Source organism: Hugenholtzia roseola DSM 9546 (assembly GCF_000422585.1).
Lineage (GTDB): Bacteria > Bacteroidota > Bacteroidia > Cytophagales > Bernardetiaceae > Hugenholtzia > Hugenholtzia roseola.
The window spans coordinates 35526-58138 of sequence record NZ_AUGI01000052.1 but is presented as its reverse complement, the minus strand read 5'-3'; the positions used below and the strand labels follow the sequence as shown (position 1 = coordinate 58138).

Sequence of the window (22613 nt, the reverse complement as noted above, 5' to 3'; positions counted from 1 at the left end):
TTAAGATTGTAAAAGAATAGCGAAACCGTCGCCGAGGGCTTTGCCCGTCGGCGAGGTTTGAAAACCTTTTCTTTTTCTTTTTTTTGGTCTGCGACCGATTTGTTTTTGTAAAGCCTCGGCGACGGCTAAGAGCTTCGCCGACGGCTCAAAAAAAGCTCACCACTGCCTTGTTGCTGTTGGTGAGCTTTTTCTTTGTGGGCTTTGGGTTCGCCTTGTCGTTTGGAAGGTATTTTATTTGAGTTTATCCTTCAAAATTCTAAACTCTACAATAGGCGAAATTTTTTCATACAAGATATGATAAACGGCATCTACAATCGGGGTGTAGGCTTGAAAATGCTGCTTATTGGCTTGATAAACGGCTTTTACGGCATAGTAACCTTCCGCAATCATATTCATTTCCACTTGTGCCGACTTGACCGAATAGCCCCTGCCAATCATATTGCCAAAGGTGCGGTTGCGGCTAAATTGAGAGTATGCCGTTACGAGCAAATCTCCTAAATATGCCGATTCGTTCAAATCGCGTGGCGTTTCGGGGCGAACTTTGTCTAAAAATCGTTTCATTTCTTGCATGGCATTTGAAACCAATACAGACTGAAAATTATCGCCATAATTCAACCCTCGTGCAATACCACAGGCTAAGGCAACGATATTTTTCAAAACGGCAGCATACTGCACACCATCTAAGTCTAAATTGGGGTAGGCTTTGATGTAATGACAGCGCAGTAGGGAGGCGAAAAATTCGGCTTGGGCTAAATCATTCCCACCGATAGTAAGGTAAGACTGACGCTCTTGGGCGACCTCTTCGGCATGACAAGGTCCTGCCACTACTAAAAGATGAGAAGTAGGCACGCCTAATTGTTCGTGGATATAATCCGTAACTAAGCTATTTTTGCCTGCAATCATACCCTTTACAGCGGAAATGACAACTTTGCCCGCCAAATCTGACGGCTGCAATTTGCCCAAAACCTCGCTCACGAAGGCAGAGGGAATGACAAGCAAGACGTGAGAAGCCGCCGCCACTGCTTCTTTGAGCTGTTGTGTAGGAAAGACTTTTTCACTGTCTATTTCTACATCACTCAAATAACTGGGGTTACGACCATAGGTCTTCATGTGTTCGATGTCGTGCTTCGAGCGCAGCCACCAATGAATGTGGGTATTGCCTTCGGAAAGGATTTTGACTAAGGCAGTCGCCCAACTGCCGCCGCCAATAACAGCAATAGACGTGGTTTCGGTTGACAAAATCGTATCAATTTGGTTCTAAGTAGCAAAATAAAGCTAAAAAAACAAGAATCCGAAATTTGTCCTTATCTTTGCCTTAATGCGAGAAGGCTACTGAATAGCCCCAAAACGCAAGCAAGGGCGGCAAAATTGCCTCTCTCTTACCTCTAACCACACACAATTCTATGAAACTTTTTTTCAATAAGACCAAAATCATTGCCACTGTCGGACCTGCCTCCGCCACACGCGAAAAACTTTTAGAGCTAATGGTCGCAGGCGTAGATGTCTTTCGCCTCAATTTTTCACACGGCAGTTATGAAGAGCATGCCCAAGTGGTGAGCCATATTCGCGAACTCAACGACAAGTTTAATTTTCACGTGGGGATTCTTTTAGACCTACAAGGTCCCAAAATCCGCATTGGCGAGGTTGAAAATGGGGGCGTTTTGGTAGAAAAAGACCAAGAAGTGGTCTTTACCGTAGAAAAGTGCCTTTCTAATGCCAAGCGCGTCTATTGCACCTATGAATCGCTACCCAGCGATGTCAAGGCAGGTGATACGATTTTGATAGATGACGGAAAATTAGAATTTACCGTAACCGAGGTTTCGGGTGGATTGGTGCATGCGCGTGTGGTTTTTGGGGGTATGCTCAAATCTAAAAAGGGTATGAATTTGCCCAATACCGACATTTCCGCGCCCTCCCTAACAGATAAAGACTACCAAGATGTCCTTTTTGGCATCAAACACAAGGTAGAATGGATTGCCCTTTCTTTTGTCCGACAAGCCAGCGATATGTTGCGTTTGCGCGAAATTATCAACAACCAGAAAGGCTTTTCGCATATCATTGCCAAAATAGAACGCCCCGAAGCCATCAACAACATCGATTCCATCATCGAGGCTTCTGATGCCGTTATGGTCGCACGTGGCGATTTGGGCGTAGAAATTAAAGCCGAAGATGTGCCACTTTTGCAAAAAAGAATCGTCAGAAAAGCCAACGAAGCAGGAAAACCCGTCATTATCGCAACCCAGATGATGGAGTCGATGATTACCAATCCGCGCCCGACACGTGCCGAAACCAACGACATCGCCAATGCCGTCATGGACGGAGCAGACGCGCTCATGCTAAGTGGTGAAACCGCCGTAGGCAAATACCCCGTAGAAGTGGTCAAGAGTGTGATGAAGACTATCCACTCGATGGAGGTCAATGCCGAATCTATTTACAATCGCTATTACGAAATAGACCCCAGCTACCCCGATTTTATCGCCCGCAGTGTGCTTACGACTGCCTGCCGTTTGGCGCAAAATACGCAAGCCAAGGCGATTCTTTCCATGACCCAGAGCGGCTATACTGCCTTTCGCATAGCGAGCCATCGCCCCAAAGCGCGTATTTTTATTTTCACAGGAAACGCCCGTTTGCTCACCACAGTTAGCCTGATTTGGGGCGTGAGAGGCTTTTTCTATGATAGATTTGTTTCTACCGATATTACCTTCAAAGAAACCCAACAGATTTTGGTAGATAACGGACTTTTGGAAAAAGGCGACCTTTTTATCAATACTGCCAGCATGCCTATCAATGAAAAACAGCGCACCAATGTAGTCAAGCTCTCGAAAGTAGATTAGACCCAAAAAAAGTAGGGACAAGCCAGCACGTTGTCCCTGCTTCTGCCAAAGAAAGGCGCGTTTTTATTCACCTTTTTTTCGCATATCCTACACAATTTCGTATCTTTATGCGTAGGATAGGAAAAGCGACTTTGCCCTCTATGGTTTTTGCGTGTGATTTTGCTTTTGGATAAAATTGTATTTTATTTTTGTTAAATTTATTCGAGATGAAAAACTTTCTTTTTTCCAAATGTTCCTCTTTGGCTTTATGGGGTGCAGTCTGCTTTTTGCTGCTTGCCCTTTCACTTACCACTGAATCAAGGGCGCAGGGCGAACGCCAAGTAGTGCGTTTTTCGGGTATTTTGGTGGAGGGCGATAGTGCTTATGGCGTGCCGTATGCCCATATCCTCATTCCAAGAGCGGGCGTAGGCACTACCAGCAACGGGGCAGGCTATTTTACCATCAATGCCTTAGAAGGCGATACGGTGCATATAACTTCTATGGGATTAGAGCCTGTGCGCATCATCATTCCGCGAAGAGGCGAACCTTCTTATTCTATTTTTATCAATATGCAGCAAAAAGATAATTTATTAGATGAAGTAATTATTTATCCTTTTGATAACGCCTACGAATTTAAAGAAGCTATCTTAGCCCTCCAACTCGAAGACCCGCGCCTGACTGCCATGCGCGAAAATTTGAGTCAAGAGCGCATCTATAACATGGCACTCGAAACGCCCATGAGTGCCGAAGGGAATTATAGAATGATGATGAACAATCAGATTTATGGCATCAATAATCGTTTCTTTGTCCCTACTTTGCAGTTGCTTAATCCCTTTGCTTGGGCAAAATTTATCGAGTCTATTCGCAATAAAGACTACAAAAAGAAACTTTCCCCTACGGAAGGCTCGCGAAGGTAGGAACAGGAAAGTCTCCTGCCTAACTTTATCGCCTTTGGCTGATATGATGTTTTTGCTATAAAACTGAAAAGCACATGAATTTTAAAAATATTTTTGCCTTCTTTCAGCCCGCTTCGCCCTATATCAAAGACGACATCGAGGTGCGTTTTGGCAGATATACAGACGCGCATAAGTCGCTCGAAAAGGAGCAGTCTTGGCAGCGTGCGATGGCTTTTTACGAACAGAAAAATTACAAGCAAGCCTACCTCGAATTTTTCAACTTTCTCTTAGATGAAGACGAGGCGAATGTAGAAATTGCGTTGGAAGAAGCAGGCGAAAAGTTTAAGATTTTATTCACCATCTTTCAAGGCTCGAAAAAAGTAGTGGGAGAGGCTACGGAGGTAAGTTTTTCCGCACAGGTACAAATTGCAGAAAGTAAAGTGCCAAATATTGCACTTTATAGAAGGCTTATGGAATCAAACTATAACTTTTTTTATAGTTGTTTTTCACTTAGTCCCGACAACATTCTTTCGATGCGCTTTTCTACCGATACCGAAGATAGCAACCCTGCCAAACTCTACAACGGACTGCGCGAAATTGCCGTCAATGCCGATAAAAATGACGACGTTTGGCTGGTTCAATTTCCGCAACTTGCCCCGATTGCCGATTCTCATGTGGGCGAATTGCCGCAAAATGAGATTGATAACAAGTCGTATTTTGTAAAAAAATGGACACACGAAGCCCTGCACGCCTGTCAGGAAGGCGCGTTGGCAAAATTAGAAGCCTTAGTTTCTTTTTACTACCTCACTGTTTTGTACCGCATAGACTACCTGACTCTGCCCGAAGGTGATATTTTAAACCTGATAGAAACGGCGCATTTGCAGTTTTTTAGTGAGGACAATTTGCCCATTGCAGCAAAAAATCAGGCTCTACAAAAAATCTTGACCCAACTTGCCGAATTTTCGGAAAAACAGATGGTCAAGAATTTCTATGCGACAAAGGCTACTTTCGGAATTGCCAAACCTGCCGACTTAACAGAAATCAATGCCCATCTGACGGCACAATTACAAGCCGTTTTTTGGTATTTAGATAACAAATTAGACCATTTTGTGCCGCTTATTTTAGAATATGCCGCCCTATATGCCTTTTTCAATTTTGGCATGCCTGCACCGCACCGCCGTTTTTTGCACCTTTATATTCGCATCATCAATACGGATTATTTTGTGGCTTTGGGGGGAAAAAACATCTTTTGGCAGGGCGAAAAATTGCATAAAAAGCAAATTCAAGACTACCTCAAAGAAATTGTACGCAGTCAGAAGGAGATGTATCCGCAGCTTCAGTTTGATACCAAAAAGCTCAATTTCAACGACTTAGTCCCTTTTTCGGTTTCTTATTTTGATGCCATTCGCAAACTCGAATACTAATAGTAGCATACCAATTCCCTAAATCCTAACCTTTCCTATCTGATGCTTGTTCGTATCGTCCGCATGGAATTTCGTCCTGATTTTGTGCCTACTTTTTTGGCAAATTTCGAAACCAATAAAAATGCAATCCGCCATTTTCAAGGCTGTCTGCACTTAGAACTCCTGCAAGATGCCGACAATCCCGCCATTTTTACGACTTATAGCCATTGGCAGCAGGCGCAAGATTTGGACACTTACCGCCACTCCGAACTTTTTAAATCGGTCTGGGCAGCAACCAAAATCGGTTTTGCTGCAAAGCCTATCGCTTTTTCGTTGTATCCTTTTATACAAGTTTCTTAATTTTATGAAAGCAAAACTTATTTTCATTTTTCTTATCTGTTTTCTGATGCCTTTTTTAAAAGCACAAGAAAATAGCACTTCGTTTTTTAAAAAGCAGGCACAATATGAAACCCTTTGGCAGTGGCAGGGGCAAACCATACGCCTCAAAAGGATTCCTTTGGCAGATATTCCTGCAAAAATCAAAAACGACTGGATTTATTACGACGACCTAACGAGCCTTCAACTCTATTTGGATAGCCTGCGCAAAGATTTTTTGGCACAAAAGCAGACTTCCCATTTTTGGGAAAAGGCGCGTAATAAGGATACGGCGTATTCGCCTTCTTTTGCGTCTATCGAGGCTCTTTTCAAAGCCCTTCAAGACAGAGATGCGCGTTGGGACTTGGCGGCTTGGCAGCAGGAATGGCAACTGTATGATGCCTATTTTGGGGCGCAAAAGTTGTCGCAAGTCGAGCAAAGTGCGGCAGAGCGTAGGTCGCAAAACTATCAAACTTCCCTTGTTTTGCTGCAAGATTTACTTTGGGGGCTACAAAATGCGTCCTCACAAGAGGCGTATCAGGCACGCGCTCAAACGGAAAAATCTAATTTAGACTATCTTTATCAATATTATTTTCAAGATAGCCTGCAATGGCGCGAACTTTATTGGGAATACCTAACCCTTATAGGGGAGGGCGAAACTGCCCTCAATCTTTGCGACCAAGTTCTATCCCAAGAATCGGAAAGCACCACAGCAAGCGAAGACCAACGCACCCAGATTATCCAAAGGACACGCCGCCTGCGCACGACACTGCTCGATAAGATGATGGCAAAAAGGCGCGTAGAGGCACAAAATCTAAGCCATGGCACTTCTTCACAGAAAAAATCTACACACAGCCTAAACCACTCCTCCACTAAAAAGAAAAAAACTGTTTCGCACACAAAAACCACCAAGCGGAGGTGAGGTGTTATTTTTTTGACTTTCTATGACTTTTTAATTTGCATTTAGATATTTTTTACTATATTTGCCAGGTCTTTAACTGCTTCAAGAGTAGTTTTAAATAGAAGTAGTTAGACTAAATAGTTATTACAAAAACAATTTTTTATAAAAATATGAAAATTGAAAAACTAAAAGTTAAAAATTTTAAAGTGTTTCATAACATGGAAATACGTGACTTCCCTAACTTGTGCGTCTTTTTAGGTGCTAATGGGTCAGGAAAGACTACGCTTTTTGATGTTTTTGGCTTCCTTAGTAGTGCTTTGCATCATAACGTTAAACACGCACTTCATCAACGCGGAGGGTTTGATGAGGTTATTTCTCGCAATAGCACAGGTGATATAGAATTTGAGTTGAAATTTAGAGATACACCGGGCTCCCCCTTGGTTACGTATGAACTTTCTATTGGGTTGAGTGAAAACAAATCTCCTATCGTAACTAAAGAAGTATTGAGCTATAGGCGAGGCAGTCGCGGTCGTCCTTATCGTTTTTTAGATTTCTCAAGGGGGCGCGGTAGTGCGATTATAAACGAAGCAGAATTTGCAGAAGCCAAGCAAGAGTTTAAAGACCAACGAGAAGAGCAAGTTTTAGAATCTCCTGATATTTTGGCTATCAAAGGCTTGGGTCAATTCAAAAAATTTAAGGCAATTAGCACTTTTCGTAGGTTGTTAGAAAATTGGTTTGTTTCTAATTTTCAAATTCAGGCTGCCCAAAATATAGAGGAAACAGGGCTTAGTGAACATCTTTCAAGAAATGGAAACAATTTAGCTCAAGTTACAGAGTATATTTATGAAAACCATAGACCTATTTTTGAACAAATCTTAGGGAAGATGAAAAAACGCATACCAGGAATTTCCGAAGTACGAGCCACAAAAACCATAGATGGTCGTATTGTCCTTCAATTTAAAGACGGCACTTTCAAGGACCCTTTTATATCGCGTTACGTATCTGACGGAACTATAAAAATGTTTGCTTACTTAATTTTACTCAACGACCCAACTCCACATCCACTCCTTTGTGTAGAAGAGCCTGAGAATTATTTGCATCCTGAACTTTTGAGGGAGTTAGCCGAAGAGTTTAGAGAGTATGCGCAGCAGGGACAAGTTTTTATTTCAACTCACTCGCCTGATTTTGTGAATCACCTCAAAATAGAGGAACTTTTTTGGCTCTATAAAAAAGACGGATATACGCAAGTTCAGCGAGCTAAAGATGATAAAGTTGTTCAGAATTTGGTCAAAGAGGGTGATGCCTTGGGTTATTTGTGGACACAGGGCTACTTAAAAGGAAGTGGAATTAAGAGCTTAATTTAAAACTTTATGACAAGAGTAGAAATCTTAACTGAAGAACCATCTATGCGGGACGTGTTAGAAGAGATTTTGCCTAAGATTTTGCCTCAAAAATGGGTTTTAGGTCAGAACTATTTTGTGCGTTCTCATCAAGGAAAGCAAGATTTACAAAAATCTATCCCACGTAAAGTTAAAACCTTTTCTCATTTTCATGAGCGTACAGGCATTGTCATCGTGCATGACCAAGACAGTCATAATTGCACAGAACTTAAACATGATTTAATAAAATTGTGTCAAGATGCAAACAATCAAGAAAATCCTGCTCCTTTTCTGATAAGAATTGCTTGCAGAGAATTGGAATCTTGGTATTTAGGGGATTTTCGTGCAATACAAGCCGCCTATCCTCGCTTCAATGCACAAAAGTTTGCAGGACAAGCTAAGTTTCGGAATCCAGACAATCTCAACAACGCAGCAGAGGAGTTAGGTAAAATCCTACCAGAATTTCAAAAGGGAGCTTCTGCCAGAGCTATTGCACCCTATTTGGACATTGACCCTCAAAATAACAGGTCTGAAAGCTATAAGCAGTTCATTAAAGGTATAATAAAGTTTTTTAGTTAAAATATTAAAATATTTAATTAGTTAAAAACTAACAGTTTAAAAAAAAACTGTTAGTTCTGTCATCTTTTTATCAAAAAAAACTACAAATGCGACGGCGTGGGATTAAACTGCTCTTCTTCGGTAGAGCCTTTGAGGGCGGCAGTAGAAAGTCCTTCGCCCATGATGGCTTGCGCGACTTGGTCGAAATAGCCTGCGCCTACGAAACGTTGGTGCTTTGTGCCTGTGTAGCCTTTTTCCTCATAGTCAAATTCCTTGTTTTGCAGGCGCGAATAGGCTGCCATGCCTTCGCTTTTGTATTTGAGTGCCAGCTCATACATGCCCATATTGAGGCTATGAAACCCTGCTAAGGTTACGAATTGAAACTTATAGCCCATCTTGCCTAACTCTTCTTGAAAATGTGCAATCGTGGCAGCCTCTAAATTTGCTGACCAATTAAAGGAAGGCGAGCAGTTGTAGGCTAAAAGTTTGTGAGGGTATTTTTCGTGTATTTTTTTGGCAAAATAACGCGCTTCTTCTAAATCAGGCTTCGAGGTTTCACACCAAATGACATCAGCATAAGGCGCGTAAGCCAAACCGCGTGCTACTGCCGCCTCTATGCCCCCTTTGAGGATAAAAAAGCCTTCGGCGGTACGCGCCTCTTGGCTAATAAAGGGCTTATCGGCAGGGTCTATGTCGCTGGTTATCAGGTATGAACCATTGGCATCTGTACGCGCAATCAGCACCGTAGGCACGTCCAAAACATCTGCCGCCAAACGCGCCGCCTTCAATTTTTGCACCGCCTCCGAAGTAGGCACTAAGACCTTGCCGCCCATGTGTCCGCACTTTTTAGCGGAAGAAAGTTGGTCTTCAAAATGAACGCCCGAAGCACCCGCTTCAATCATGGCTTTCATCAGTTCATAGGCATTGAGAACGCCCCCAAAACCAGCTTCTGCATCGGCTACAATGGGCGCAAACCACTGAATTGGCTCTTTACCTTCTGCCTGCTCGATTTGGTCGGCACGCAAAAGGGCATTATTGACGCGCTTGACCATGGCAGGCACGCTATCGGCAGGGTACAAACTTTGGTCGGGATACATCTGACCTGCATTATTGCCATCGGCTGCTACCTGCCAACCGCTCATATAAATTGCCTTCAAACCTGCCTTTACCTGCTGGACAGCCTGATTGCCCGTAATCGCACCCAAGGCAGGCACAAAATCCTCTTCATTTAAAAGTTTCCAAAGCCTTTCCGCACCCATACGCGCCAAAGTATGCTCTAAACGCGCGCTGCCGCGCAATTTGGCTACCTCGTCCGCACTGTAATCGCGCTTGATACCTGCCCAACGGGGGCTATTTTTCCATTCGTTTGCTAATTCACTTGCGTTGCGATGCGCAAAAGGAGATGTTCCGTTTGAAGTCATGACTAAAAAGGGGGTAAGAATGAATAAAATACCAAAAAGAAAAGGTGCAGGTGTTGATTGTTGGTTATTTTTTAGAAGGCTCGACTTAGAGCCTTTCGTAAGCCGAAGTGGTGAGAAAGTCTTGATAATCAGGTGAAAAGACCAATTTTTCCAAAATCTCTCGCGCCTCTGGGTAGCGCAAAGCAAGACTTTGTGTTTCGCCCAATTCGGTTACAATTTTCTGATATTCTTCTTCAAAACAAGATTTGAGGTATGCCGCCGTAATGGGAAAATAAGCCGCCTCGCCATTTTCTTCTGCCTGATAGCGTTGGGCTTTGGGGTGAAAAAGCCACTGCCAAAGTTGGGTACGCGAAATCTCGGCTGTGGCTGCATCTTCCATCAAATTGAAAATGGCGGCAGCCCCTACGCCATTGAGCCACGCACTAACATAGCGCAGTGCCACGCTGATATTGAGCCTAATACCCGAATCGGTGATTTTTCCCCCTTCTATCTGAAAATCAAGAAGTTGGGTTTCCATCTTTTCCACTACTACGTCGTTGCGCAACCGCTCTTTTTGGTGAGGCTTGTCGCCAAATTTAGCATCAAAGACCGCCTTTGCAATAGGAACTAAATCGGGGTGTGCTACCCAAGAGCCATCAAAACCGTCGGCAGCCTCGCGTTCTTTGTCTTTTCGTACCTGCTCGAAGGCTTTTGCATTGATGTTAGCGTCGTTTTTGGTAGGAATAAATGCAGACATGCCCCCAATCGCATGCGCACCGCGTTTGTGGCAAAAATGAACCAAAAGCTCGGTATAGGCACGCATAAAAGGGACGGTCATCGTAATTTGGGCGCGGTCGGGCAAAGGCTGCTGCACGACATTCCTAAATTTTTTGATTGCCGAAAAGATATAATCCCATCTACCTGCATTGATACCAACAATATGCTCGCGCAGTTCGTAAAGTATTTCCTCTATCTCAAAGGCTGCTAAAATGGTTTCTAAAAGCACAGTGGCTTTGAAAGTTCCTATCGGAATTGCTAAATAATTTTGTGCAAAAACAAAAACGTCGTTCCAAAGACGTGCCTCTAAATGGTTTTCTAATTTGGGCAAGTAAAAATAAGGTGCTGTTCCTCTTTTGAGCATCTCTTGGGTATTGTGAAAAACATACAAGCCAAAATCGAAGAGCGAACCCGAAATCGGTACGCCATCGATGAGCAAGTGCTTTTCCGACAAGTGCCAACCGCGCGGACGCACCAACAGGACGGCAGTTTCTGCATTTAGTTTGTAATGTTTGTCTTTTTTTTCGTCGTAAAAATCTATCTGTTTGCGAATGGCATCATAACAGTTGCGCTGACCTTGCAAAGCGTTTTCCCAAGTAGGCGAATTGGCATCTTCAAAGTCTGCCATAAAAATTTTAGCACCTGAATTGAGCGCGTTTATCATCATCTTGCGCTCCACTGGTCCCGTAATTTCCACACGCCTATCCTGTAAGTCGGCAGGGATTGGCGCAACTTGCCACGTAGCGTCCTTCCGAATGGCTTGTGTTTCTTTGGGAAAAGTGGGCATCTGCCCTGCATCAATCGCCTTTTGCGTAACTTCGCGCCTATCGAGCAAAGCCTGACGCACAGGCTCGAATTTCTGGTGCAAAGCTACTAAAAATTCAAGGGCTTGCGCACTCAAAAAGTATTGAAAATCAGACGACAACGGTTTTTCCGTTACCAAACGAACTGTTCCCTCGATAGGAGCAGAGGGCGTAGAAAGGGATTTTTCAGACATGGGAGGCTTATCGGGTTAGGTAAAAATGGCGCGTTCTTTTTTTAGCAATGCTAAGGAATTGCGCAGCGAAAGCCTCACTTTCTTTTCCTACTAAAAACGCAGAAAAGAGAGTGCCTACTATCTGTTTGTAGGGGTTTTATGCCGATTTTATATCGTAATCTTGCTTATTGGTAAAATTTTATGCAAGTAAAGCATTTGCAAACACAATACCAAATTTTTTCGAAAAAAAGTATGCGTGCCGACTAAAAAAATGGTTTGGCTAATATCCATACTCGTGTTCTATTATCTCAATTTCCTTTTTAGATAAATCATAAATTTGGTAAATTTTCTCATTAAGCTGCTTTTCTTCCTGCTCAATTTGCTGTTCGAGGTTGCGCAATAGTTCGCCTTCTTGCTCAAAAAGTTCGAGCCACTCCATTTTTCGCTTGGTGGGAATTTGCCCTTTTTGTTTTTCTATTTCGGTTTGAAATGCTGCCCATTCAAGCCAATGCCACTTTTCTAATTTTTTTGATAATTTTGAAAGTTTAAATTCTCCGCTAAAAATCGTCTTGAAGGCGTTATCTTTTTTATAGAAAGCCTCTGATTTTTGCTGCAAAATTTGATGTTTTTCTTGAAAAAATAGCTTGTCTTCTTCCTCTATGCAAGGAATAGGTACTTGTATCATTTTATTAAAATCTAATTTGTTTCGTCCTCTTTCTTCGGGGTTTCCATAGGCTACAAAGGTAAGTTTTTTGTAGAAATCAAAAAGTTTCGAGTTTAGGAAAGCGCACAAAAACCTATCCGCTTGGGAAATAAAGTATGCCGAATTATTTAAAAAATAACCTTTTTCATCATAGTAAAATTCATGCCTTACTGCCGTATGGATATACATAATTTTGGGCTTTTCAAATTCAGCGTAATAGTTGCAGGGGCGCAGGTTGAAATGCGTTTTTCCTTGGTCTTGTCTTGCTTTTAGCTCTTTTTCAAAGGCTTTTAGGTAGTTGAAAATGGCGGGATACGAATTTTTACTTATTTCAATATCATAACCTGTATTGATTAAAAAGTGCATTTTTTTATTTTCCAGATGCCACTTTTTAATATCTGTAGCCTGACAATAAGGCTTTATAAGTTCATTGCTTTTATAGTCTTCCTTTATCAATTTTTCACGTATTTTGTGGTCTATAATAAAGGCGCGATTAAGCCCAGTAGTAATGCCTCTGTAAATATTTTGGTTTGCATAATCGCGAAGTGGTAGCACTTTTAATTTTTTTGGATATTTTATTTTATGAAGTAACTCTTGTTTTTCTTCCGTAGTAAAGACCCATTCGTTTGTATTTAATAGCTCTTTTTTTATCTCAATTTTTGTAGTCAGTTTGTCCGCAAAATAGACAATTCCCGCCTCTCCCAATAGCTTTTTGGTAACGGGAAAGTAGTAAAAATTTGTATTTGTTTTTTGATTTGATAAAATAATAATTTGTGGCTCTGTGGCGGCATCTTCAAAAACAGGTAGTTCAAAAAAATCAACTATTTGCTGAATTTGTAGTGGTTGCAAGAGGCGGCGCAGCCCTTCGCCATATTTGGTCTTAAACCATTTGTTGGGCGTGATATAAGCCAAGATGCCATTTTTTTGCAGTAGTTCTAAGGCTTTACTATAAAAATAAACATATAAGTCGGCTACACCGCTATATACTTCGGGATATTTTTTAGAAAAATAGTTTTTGTGTTTTTCTGATAGCAGCTCCTGTCGCACATAAGGAGGATTGCCTATAATGATACTAAATCCTTGATTTTCAGTGTCTTGTTCTTCAAAAACTTGTGGAAATTCTTTTCGCCACTCGAAGGCTTTGGGGTCTATTTCGGAGTCGTCTATCAAAGAATTGCCTACTTTGATGTTGTCTGCAAGCTCGTTCAGTCTTTGCCGCATTTGCGCTGTTTTGAGCCAGAGTGAAAGTTTTGTAATAGATACACTTTCAGAATTTAAATCAACGCCAAAAATATTATTTTCTAAGATTTTATGAATAAAATTCTTTTCTTTTGGTTTGGTTGTAGGCATTGGCAAGGGCTTTTCAAAAATATTTCCTACATTTTCTTGCGAATCTTTTTGTGTAAGTTTGGGCTTGGGTGGAGGTAAAATACCTAATTTTAGGCTTTCTATCCAACGATATTCATAAATTAGAAAACTCAAAACTTGATTTAAAAATGCACCAGACCCACAGGCAGGGTCGAGAATACGTAAATTAGAAAGCCAATTTTCATATTGACTTAATCTTTCTAAAAGAAAATCTTTTTCTATTTGATTTTCCCAATCTATTTCTATTTCCTCAATTTCCAACACTCTTTTTTTAGAGCGGCAGGCAACGCCGATTGTTTCTTCAACCATGTATTGCGTGATGTAGATAGGCGTGTAAAAAATGCCGTCAGCCTTTCTTTTTCCCATATTTTTGGGCAGATTGCCTGCTTCTATTTCGGCTAAATCTTCCATTAGTTCGAGGCGTTTTTGGTCTAATTCATTCAAACTATGCTCAAAAATATGACCTAAAACATTAATGTCTATATCCGTATCAAAATCATAGCGAGCAATCCATTCGCAGCGCATACGCAGGGTTTCGTCCTGAATTTGAAGCCCATCTAAGAGTGGGTCTGGCGCAAAAAGTCCGCCATTGTAAGCAAAAATATCAAAAATCCTACTTTTAAAACCTTTGTCTATAAAACTAAAATATTTCACAAAACGGCTATACAAAGTTACTGGCTCGCCTATGTCGTTTAAGTATTCCCATTGCTGTATCAAAATTTTTATCATATTAGCAGGGAGCAGCCCTTTGGCAGAGGCAAAACAAAGAAAGATAATTCTATCTAATAGTTTTTGTGTCTTTTCAAAAAGCAAAAATTTATCCTGTTTTTTATTGAGCAAGGCGATATTGATAAAAAGGTGGTCTTTGAAGGCTTGGTAATCGTCGTAAAAAGCTAAGGTTAGCTCCTGCTCACGTGCAATGGATTTATTTTTTATTTCAATAGGTAGATTTGAAAATAAGTTGTCTTTTTGTATTAGTGTGTAAAGTTTGGCAAATTCGGGCAACGTTAAATTGAATAAATCAAAGGCTTCGTAGTCGTATGCGTTATCGATATAAAACCATAGTTCTTTGAAATTTGAAGTAATGACATACCTACAATTTGGGTGCTGATTTTTGTAGCCAAAGGCTTGACTTTCCACGATTTTGAGAAAAGAAGTGCGCGTATCTTTTAGTTCAATGATTGCCCAAACTTGTGAATTTATTTCCGCTGATTCCTTATTTTGAGTAGGATTTTTTTTAAGCAAAACCGCGTCTGCTTTTTTGGCGTTATTAGGATTTTTAAATTCAGTTATCAAATCATAATCTGGTGAAGGAAAAAGAGTATAACCAAAAACTTCTACCATTAAGTCTTTTAAAAAACCTTCTTGATATTGCTCTTCTTTTGCAGTTAAGATAAGCTCCTGCATTTGTGGATTGCCAAAATGCGTTTTAAATTTTTCAAAAGCCTGCTGCACTGCCTCACTATTTTGAGCCTGTGCGTATTCTTTGAGTACGTTTTTCTGAAAAAGCGACATAAGAGAAAAGGAATTAGAAACCAATCGGCGATTCACTGCCAAAAATAGTGAAAAAAACGCGCTTGCAGCCAAAAAGATGGTGAAAAGTAGTGAAAAAAGTGTATTTTTGCAAATAAGCCTATCGCTTTGATAAAAAGATTGTCAAAATGAAAGAGTAGGGCTTTTGATATGATTTTGTTATCAATTTAATTTTAAAAAATACGCTATCATGAACCATTCTACGAATGACTCGGATTTCAATTTGCAAAATCCAACCCTTCGCGCTTTTATAGAAGTTGCGCCCGATTCCCACTTTCCGATTCAAAATCTGCCCTTTGGCATTTTCAGAACACAGGAAACGGACGCGCGTGTAGGCGTGCGCATTGGCGATTACGTCTTAGATTTGGCTGCGCTGGCAGAGGAAGGCTACTTTGAAGATTTAGGCATAGATGAATCTGTTTTTTATGAGAATTTTTTAAATGAATTGATTGCACAGGGTAAAAATCAAACACGCGCCCTACGAAATAGAATTGGCTTTTTATTGCAAAAAGGTTCGGATTTGGAAAAGAAAATAGAAGAAAAACCCGAACTTTTATATCACATTTCGGCGGTAGAAATGCAGCTTCCTGTACGCATTGGCGACTATACCGACTTTTATTCGAGCATCGAGCATGCCACCAATGTAGGCAAAATGTTCCGTCCTGACGGAGAGCCTTTGCTTCCTAACTGGCGACACCTGCCTGTCGGCTATCACGGACGCGCTTCCTCTATCGTTGTTTCGGGTACAGATATTTACCGTCCGAAGGGGCAAACCAAGCCAAATGAACAAGAGCCGCCTATTTTTGGTGAATCTAAGCAATTAGATTTCGAGCTTGAAATGGCATTTATCATAGGAAAAGATACCAATTTGGGTGAAAATATCACCACAGAGCAGGCTGATGATTATATCTTTGGACTGGTCTTGTTCAATGACTGGTCGGCGCGAGATATTCAAAAGTGGGAATATGTGCCGCTGGGGCCTTTTTTGGCTAAAAACTTTGCTTCCTCTATTTCGGCTTGGGTTGTTACCCTCGATGCCTTAGAGCCTTTCCGAACAGCAAGTCCCAAACAAGAGCCTGATATTTTAGATTATTTGAAGTGCGAACAAAATTATAGTTTTGATATAAACTTAGAAGTTTCTATCAAAACGAATATTGCCGTAGACGAAACTACCATCTGCCGTACCAACTTCAAATATATGTATTGGAATATGGCACAACAACTTGCGCACCACACCGTCAATGGCTGCAACGTGCGTGTAGGCGATATGTTGGCAAGCGGTACGATAAGCGGCAGCGAAGCGGATTCTTTTGGTTCGATGTTAGAACTAACTTGGCGCGGCACTAAGCCCCTCAAAATGTCGGACGGCACAGAGCGCAAGTTTATAGAAGATGGCGATACGGTCATTATGCGCGGTTTTGGCGAGTACGAAGGCGTGCGCGTAGGCTTTGGTGAGGTGACGGGTAAGATTTTGCCTGCTAAAAAGTAAGTAGATTTTGACAATTAAAAATTGACCTTTAAGTCTAAAAAAGTAGGGCGAAGTTGGGGCTTCGCCTTACCGACTTACTTTGTCCTTTTTCATAAAAAACTAAAAACTATCTCTAAAAATAATCATGCTTCCACAAGTTTTGCAGTCTGAATTAGTAAAGGAGGGAATCCGACAGGGTTTGGTTCGCATCGAAAATTTGGGCAAAGAAAAGCAACAAGTTTTTTATAGCCATGCCAATGAACGTTTTGCCTATGAGCCAGAAGAGGAGGTGCGTTTGGAATGTTATTTACAGTTGGTTTTGCAATATAAATATCCTCCGCAGCGGATTGTCTTTGAGCGCAAAGTCAAGATGGGGTCGAGTTATCGCTTTGTGGATATAGGCGTTTTTGCTGATGATGCCAAAACGAAAGATTTTCTTTTGGTAGAATGTAAGCGCAGAGATGTCGGGCGTGGCGTTTTTCAGGAAGCGGTGGCGCAGGCAAAATCCTATGATAGACAACTTTATGCCGAATATTTATGGGTGAGTTCGGGCAAATTAAATGCTTTTTACAAGACCCAAAACGCCAAAACAGGCAGAGAATATCTCGAATTAGACAAACTTCCCGCCTATGGTTTGCAGCAACGCGCTTTCGGCAAACTTTCGATGGCTTGGTGGCTTTTGCGCCATACCGTAGGCAATTTTTTCAAAAAATATGTCGTACCTCAAACGAAAAAGCCTTGGGTAGCCAAATTTGCCCTCTTTTTTTCGCTTTTTGTCTTTATCGGTTTGATGGTAAGCTGGGGCATGGCAAAAAGCGTTACGCCCTTTATAGAAAACAAGACGAAGCTATTGCAAAACCCGAACTTTCATTTTGGCTTAGTCTATTGGACTGTGCCGATTCTGACCACTTGGGCGGTGCTTTTTATGCTTCGAGGCAAACTCTTTCCCAATCAGACGCAACAAAGAGCCGAGGCACGCAACAAAAAACGAGGCAAAACGACGCTACCTTTCTACCTCAAAAATAAGTTTTTCTTTGCCTTTTTAATCGTCTTAGTCCCTTCGCTTGTTACGACAGAGTTGCTTTTTGGGTATGATGCCGAAGTATGTTTGAACTGTTGCGCCGAAAAATGGTACTGTTGGTGGTCGAAGGGCAATTTGGCTTCTTTCGAACACTCTTGGCGGTTGATGCTTTATTTTGTGCCTTTTCTTTTTGGAGCAGTGCCGCAAGCCTTTGCGTCTATTTTCGTAACGTGGCTTTTCGAGGCTTTTTCGCGTGTGAAGTGATTTTTTTGTGCGATAGGGTGCTTTTTTTTAATTGTACAAAGGCTTTAAAATCAGCACTTTACACAAAAAATGGCGTTTGGCTTCGAAAAAAACAGAAAAAAAGTGGCTTTGCATTTGGTGGTTCGAAAAAAAGCCCTTACCTTTGCAAGCAGTTACGGATGTGGCGAAATTGGTAGACGCACTAGACTTAGGATCTAGCGGGCAACCATGGGGGTTCGAGTCCCTCCATCCGTACCAAAGCAAAAAAGAAAATTCTCAGTCTTGGGAATTTTCTTTTTTCGTTTATGCCCTTCTCTATTTCCTACCGCATAGCCTATTTTCTTTTCGCCTCTCTCTTGGCGGCTCTCTTTTCAGTGGGCTGCTAAAAGGAGCAATCGGGATTCGGAAAGTAGGAAAGAGAAATAGCCAGAAAGGGGCTGCGGATAGAAAGGGTTGTTATTTCCTTTTGCTATCTTTTTTTGCTACCTTTGCGGCACTTATTTTCAACTTTTCGCCCACTGCGGAGGCGAGGTATGCTGACAGGCAAATCATTGTTTCATCTTTCTAAATTGCTAAGACCTTGGAAATCGTATTAGAGAAAAAAGACAACTGCTACGGCTTGATTAAAGTTTCGGTTGCGGTAGAAGACTATAAGGCTGATTTTGAGAAAAAACTCAAAGAATATCGTGCAAAAGCCTCTTTCAAGGGCTTTCGTCCGGGTCAAGCTCCTATGAGTTTTGTCAAGAAAATGATAGGCAAAGGCGTAAAAGCAGACCTCATACAAGAGCAGCTCGACCAGACCCTCAATAATTTCATCGCCCAAGAGAAACTCGAAATTGTGGGTCAGATTTTGCCCCTACAAGACCTTACACAGGCAGATTTGCTTAGTGAGGTAGGTTATGAACTTATTTACGAAATCGGTTTTGTCCCCACTTTTTCCTACCAAACCAATTTCGACATCACCGCATACGACATCGAAATAGATGATACCTTCCTGCAAGAGTACATCGAGAACCTTCAAAACCGTTTCGGCGAAACCTCTGAACCCGAAGTTTCTGCCGCAGGCGATTTCCTATATGGTACTATCAAGAGCAAGACTACGTCTTTTGAAGTAGATACCTTAGTTCCCTTGAAACAAATCGAGGCTGCCGAATTGGATAAGTTTGTAGGCGTGAAGGCTGGCGATACCATCACTTTTGAGATGAAGCGCATCTTTTCGGACGCGAAAAAGACCGCCTTAGCCTTAGGCATAGAAGAAGAAGCCGCCGCTGCATTGGAAGGCGAATTTACGATGACCGTAAATAGCCTAACGCGCACGCGCCCTGCCGAGCTAAACAAGACTTTCTTTGCGCAGGTCTTCGGTTTGCAAACCAAAGAACAGCTGGAAACTTCGGGTGCGCCCCAAGAAGAAATTGAGGCTTTTGTAGAAGATGAGCGCATCTTGTCGGAAGAAGCCTTCAAAAAGGGTTTGCGCAAGAACCTTCTCAAAGAGATGGACAAAGAAACCAACACGCTTTTGGAGTATCAGTTGCGCGAAAAATTATTAGAAAATACCACCATCGAGCTACCGCGCGAGTTTTTGGAGAAATGGATTAAGCACATTTCGCCCGAACTTTCGCCCGACACCATCAAGAAAGACTACCCTAATTTCGAGAAATCTTTGAAATGGACGCTTATCAAGAAAGCGATTTTGAGAGATAAAGATGTCAAGGTGCAGCGCGAAGATATTTTAGAGATTTTGAAAGACCAGTTGCGCCAATACTTAGGCTCGATGGCACAAACTTTCGACGAGCAACTCTTAGACAACTTAGCCGAGCGCATCTTGCGCGAAAAGAAAGGCAACGAGTATGAAGAAATCGTACAAGAAGCCATCGATAAAAAAGCACTCACCCTGCTTAAAAAAGAAGTCAATATCCAGACGGAGGCAATTTCGCGAGATGCGTTTAGTCAGATGGTAAAAGAACTGAATAAGTCTTTACAACAGAACGACGCAACAGACGTAGAAGCCTAATCTGTATTTGCTGCCCTTTTTGTAGTGTTATGAAGATTGTGAAATGCCCACCTACCCCTTCGGTAAGGTGGGTTTTTTGCGTCTTTGGTCGAAAGTTTGGGTCAGATTTGCATTTTTTATGCTTTGCCGTTTGTTCGGCTGCTTCATTTTTCCAAAATTTGCGTAAAGCAAAGTAAGCGACCTTATGGGCGGCTTTCGTTTTTATCTTTTCTTTTGCTCGAATCTTTTGTTCAAACTTCCTTTTGCCGTTCTGGGTGCTGTCAAAAACGGTTTATGACAACTTTTACCAACAATGAACGTATCGCCTTTGTACTTTTTCGGAAAAATCGCATTGTGCGCTGCCATTTTGAGCCTTTTGGGGCTTTGGGCGGCAGAGCTTAGGGCGCAAGATAGCGTCAATTTGATGTTTGAGAAAGAACGCCTCACCAAAGACGATTTGGCTGCCGTTACGATGAGCGAGGCTACCAAATTAGTGTCGGTGAGCCGCTCTGCCAAACGCTTAGACGAATTGCCCGTTACGGTCTATGTCATCACACACGAGGAGATAGTCAAGAATGGCTACGTAACGCTGGTAGATGTGCTTAAATCTGTGCCGGGGATTCGCGTTTCGCAGCCCGGTGCAGGCGATTTGGGCGAAATGTTTATGATGCGTGGGCAAATAGGCAACCAATATGCGAAAATCCTACTCAATAACGTTCCCTTACAACCTTCCGTAAATGGCGGACTGCCCATTGCGGCACAGTTGCCCATTGCGCAAGCCGAGCGCATAGAAATTATCTACGGTCCTGCCGCCGCCGTGTATGGCGGTGATGCCGTTGCGGGGGTTATCAATATCATTACCCAAAAGGCAGAGAAAGGCGTTTTTGCCCAAGCCAATTCCTATTTTGGTACGGATTCGTATCGCCACCTCAATTTTATCTTCGGCGGCAAATTAGGGCGCGATAAAGACGTTTTGCAGTATAGCATCTATGCCAATCGCACCCAGCGCGACGATTTGAACATCAGACACACCAAAGACCCGCGCCTTTTCAATACTTTCGGCTATCTAACGCATCGCATTGGGGGCATCTTCGACCAAATCCCCCCCGAAATTTACCAGCAATTTGAAAACTTTGCTACCGAAAATCCCGACCTCTTTGTGCAGGAAGTCATGCGTGGGCAGTTGGGCTTAGGCTACTATGTAGGCACACCTTTCGAGCCTGTCATCAATGCGCTTCCGCAGAGCAGCGAACTTTTGGGCGTACAGGTAAATTACCGAAATTTTCAGTTTTCGCTCGAAGAGATGCAGCGAAAAGACCACAGTGCTATCGGACGCTCACCCCTCTTTTTTTCTATGCGAAATCCCGAAACCTATTTGGGTGAGCGCATCAGGCGGACAACACTTTCCTACCAAAATAGCTGGTCGAAATGGGCTTTGGCAGCAAACCTTTCCTACCTAAACTATCGGGCAGATGTGCGTAGCTCTTTTGCCGTTAATTACGAATCTGGTTTCGACGGGCGTGCCTACAAATACGAAGCCTCCGACGACATCTTTGGCGAAGCTATCCTGACCTATCGCCCCAGTAATTACGTCGAATGGACAGGCGGTTTTTCTATCCAAGCTTCCAGCAATCTGCCCACTTCAAACGATTTGGGACAACCCTTCAATGAATTAGACTATAAACCCTTTCAGCCTAATTATCGCCCTGCACCACAGCCTACCTTTGGTTATTTTGGCTATAATCCGCTCGCCTTTTTCAATGTAGGCGGTTTTGTGCAGCGATATTACACAGGCAAAAAGTGGAATTGGGTAGTGGGGCTTCGCGCCGATGGCAATTCCAAATATGGCGGCATCATCTATCCGCGTGTGGCGGCTTTGCGCAAACTTTCCGAAAAAAGCTCGCTGCGCCTTTCCTATGCGGCAGCACGCAAACTGCCTGCGGCTTCACAAAGTTTTGTTTCCTTAGCAGTGCCTGTTATCGGAATTGGTTTCTCTGATTCGGTGAGCTACCAACAAATTCCGAACACCAACTTAAAGCCTGAATTTTCTACTACCCTTGAAGTAGGGTATCGCAATTTTTTAAACAAAAAAATAACCTTTGATGCAGGACTTTATTTCGTTACTACGCAAAATCATATCGTAAGCCGTTTTGTCCCCATCGATACTTTACAGTACCCAAATGCCGTTGCCAACGACGATAGCTCACCCACAGGCAGAAGTGCGCGTTCTTTCATCAACGACGAAAATAGCCTTACTACGATTGTGGGGCTGCAATTGATGGTACAGATGCGCAATATCATTCCCGTACTCAAACTCGACCTCGACTTAGCCTATCAATCGGCTTTCGGCTTCGAAACTTTGCCCGGTACAGGCGATTTTATTCCTGCCTTCCGCATGCAGCCACGCCGCTTTTTTCAGGGACGCATTGCCTTTTCGCCACACAAACGCTTTTACGTCAATATCCAAAATGTCATTTCGAGCGGATTCTACCGCCGCTACCTCACAAGTCGCAAAGATTTTGATGACGACGCTTATTTTATCAAGGGCTACTTTACCTCTGATGTGCATATTCGCTACCAAATCAACAAAAATTTTCATATCTTTACCCGCGCCATCAACCTTTTCAACCGCGAGTATGCAGGTATTGATGCCACAGGCTTCGACGTAGACCTTTGGTACAATCCGCAACTGATGCGAAATGTGCAGATAGGGCTTTCTTTCAGAATTGATTAGAAAGAAAATAAGCCCCCTACGGTTTTTGCTTCTTATGCTTGACGTTCTTTCTATCATTTTCTCTGCCCTTATCCA

Annotated in this window: 15 protein-coding genes and 1 tRNA gene; 12 read left to right on the top strand and 4 right to left on the bottom strand. The window is 42.4% G+C overall.

Annotation, left to right across the window (positions count from 1 at the left end):
- Positions 1-231: 231 nt before the first annotated feature.
- Complete coding sequence (locus tag G500_RS0106100) at positions 232-1239, bottom strand: NAD(P)H-dependent glycerol-3-phosphate dehydrogenase (protein ID WP_245574464.1); 1008 nt, start codon at positions 1237-1239, stop codon at positions 232-234.
- A 164-nt stretch (positions 1240-1403) separates the two neighbouring features.
- On the opposite strand from G500_RS0106100, the gene pyk reads away from it, so the two are divergent.
- From pyk to G500_RS0106065, 7 genes are all read left to right on the top strand, one after another.
- Positions 1404-2834: a pyruvate kinase gene (gene pyk / locus G500_RS0106095; protein ID WP_027001932.1), complete on the top strand. Its 1431-nt coding sequence runs from the start codon at positions 1404-1406 to the stop codon at positions 2832-2834.
- Positions 2835-3040: 206 nt separating this feature from the next.
- Positions 3041-3730: a carboxypeptidase-like regulatory domain-containing protein gene (locus G500_RS22510; RefSeq protein ID WP_051203324.1), complete on the top strand. Its 690-nt coding sequence runs from the start codon at positions 3041-3043 to the stop codon at positions 3728-3730.
- A 74-nt stretch (positions 3731-3804) separates the two neighbouring features.
- Positions 3805-5133, top strand: coding sequence for a type III secretion system chaperone family protein (locus G500_RS0106085; protein ID WP_027001931.1), 1329 nt, complete (start codon positions 3805-3807; stop codon positions 5131-5133).
- A 42-nt stretch (positions 5134-5175) separates the two neighbouring features.
- The gene (locus tag G500_RS0106080; protein WP_035756424.1) at positions 5176-5472 is read left to right on the top strand and encodes a putative quinol monooxygenase; all 297 of its coding nucleotides are present in this window, start codon (positions 5176-5178) and stop codon (positions 5470-5472) included.
- 4 nt (positions 5473-5476) lie between these two features.
- Positions 5477-6409: a hypothetical protein gene (locus G500_RS0106075; protein ID WP_154657044.1), complete on the top strand. Its 933-nt coding sequence runs from the start codon at positions 5477-5479 to the stop codon at positions 6407-6409.
- A 149-nt stretch (positions 6410-6558) separates the two neighbouring features.
- Positions 6559-7752: an AAA family ATPase gene (locus G500_RS0106070; protein WP_027001928.1), complete on the top strand. Its 1194-nt coding sequence runs from the start codon at positions 6559-6561 to the stop codon at positions 7750-7752.
- A gap of 6 nt (positions 7753-7758) precedes the next feature.
- On the top strand, positions 7759-8346 hold the full coding sequence (locus G500_RS0106065; RefSeq protein ID WP_027001927.1) for a DUF4276 family protein: 588 nt from the start codon (positions 7759-7761) through the stop codon (positions 8344-8346).
- A gap of 80 nt (positions 8347-8426) precedes the next feature.
- On the opposite strand, the gene aceA is transcribed toward G500_RS0106065, so the two are convergent.
- The 3 genes from aceA to G500_RS24840 form a co-directional block, all read right to left on the bottom strand.
- Positions 8427-9746, bottom strand: coding sequence for an isocitrate lyase (aceA, locus tag G500_RS0106060; RefSeq protein ID WP_027001926.1), 1320 nt, complete (start codon positions 9744-9746; stop codon positions 8427-8429).
- An 85-nt stretch (positions 9747-9831) separates the two neighbouring features.
- Positions 9832-11499 (bottom strand): malate synthase A, encoded by a 1668-nt coding sequence (gene aceB / locus G500_RS0106055; protein ID WP_086047831.1) that lies wholly within the window; start codon positions 11497-11499, stop codon positions 9832-9834.
- A 259-nt stretch (positions 11500-11758) separates the two neighbouring features.
- A complete protein-coding gene (locus G500_RS24840) occupies positions 11759-15064 on the bottom strand; it encodes an Eco57I restriction-modification methylase domain-containing protein (protein WP_161626088.1) in 3306 nt (1101 codons plus the stop codon).
- 208 nt (positions 15065-15272) lie between these two features.
- On the opposite strand from G500_RS24840, the gene fahA reads away from it, so the two are divergent.
- The 5 genes from fahA to G500_RS0106005 all read left to right on the top strand — a co-directional run bounded on the left by fahA (position 15273) and on the right by G500_RS0106005 (position 22538).
- Positions 15273-16571, top strand: a complete 1299-nt coding sequence (gene fahA, locus G500_RS0106040) for a fumarylacetoacetase (RefSeq protein ID WP_051203322.1) — start codon at positions 15273-15275, stop codon at positions 16569-16571.
- Between the two features lie 124 nt (positions 16572-16695).
- A complete protein-coding gene (locus G500_RS0106035) occupies positions 16696-17835 on the top strand; it encodes a type I restriction enzyme HsdR N-terminal domain-containing protein (protein ID WP_027001923.1) in 1140 nt (379 codons plus the stop codon).
- A gap of 154 nt (positions 17836-17989) precedes the next feature.
- Positions 17990-18072 (top strand) — tRNA-Leu (locus G500_RS0106025).
- Between the two features lie 322 nt (positions 18073-18394).
- The gene (locus G500_RS0106020) at positions 18395-19825 is read left to right on the top strand and encodes a trigger factor (RefSeq protein ID WP_027001922.1); all 1431 of its coding nucleotides are present in this window, start codon (positions 18395-18397) and stop codon (positions 19823-19825) included.
- A 292-nt stretch (positions 19826-20117) separates the two neighbouring features.
- Positions 20118-22538 (top strand): TonB-dependent receptor plug domain-containing protein, encoded by a 2421-nt coding sequence (locus G500_RS0106005; protein ID WP_027001921.1) that lies wholly within the window; start codon positions 20118-20120, stop codon positions 22536-22538.
- Positions 22539-22613: the final 75 nt, after the last annotated feature.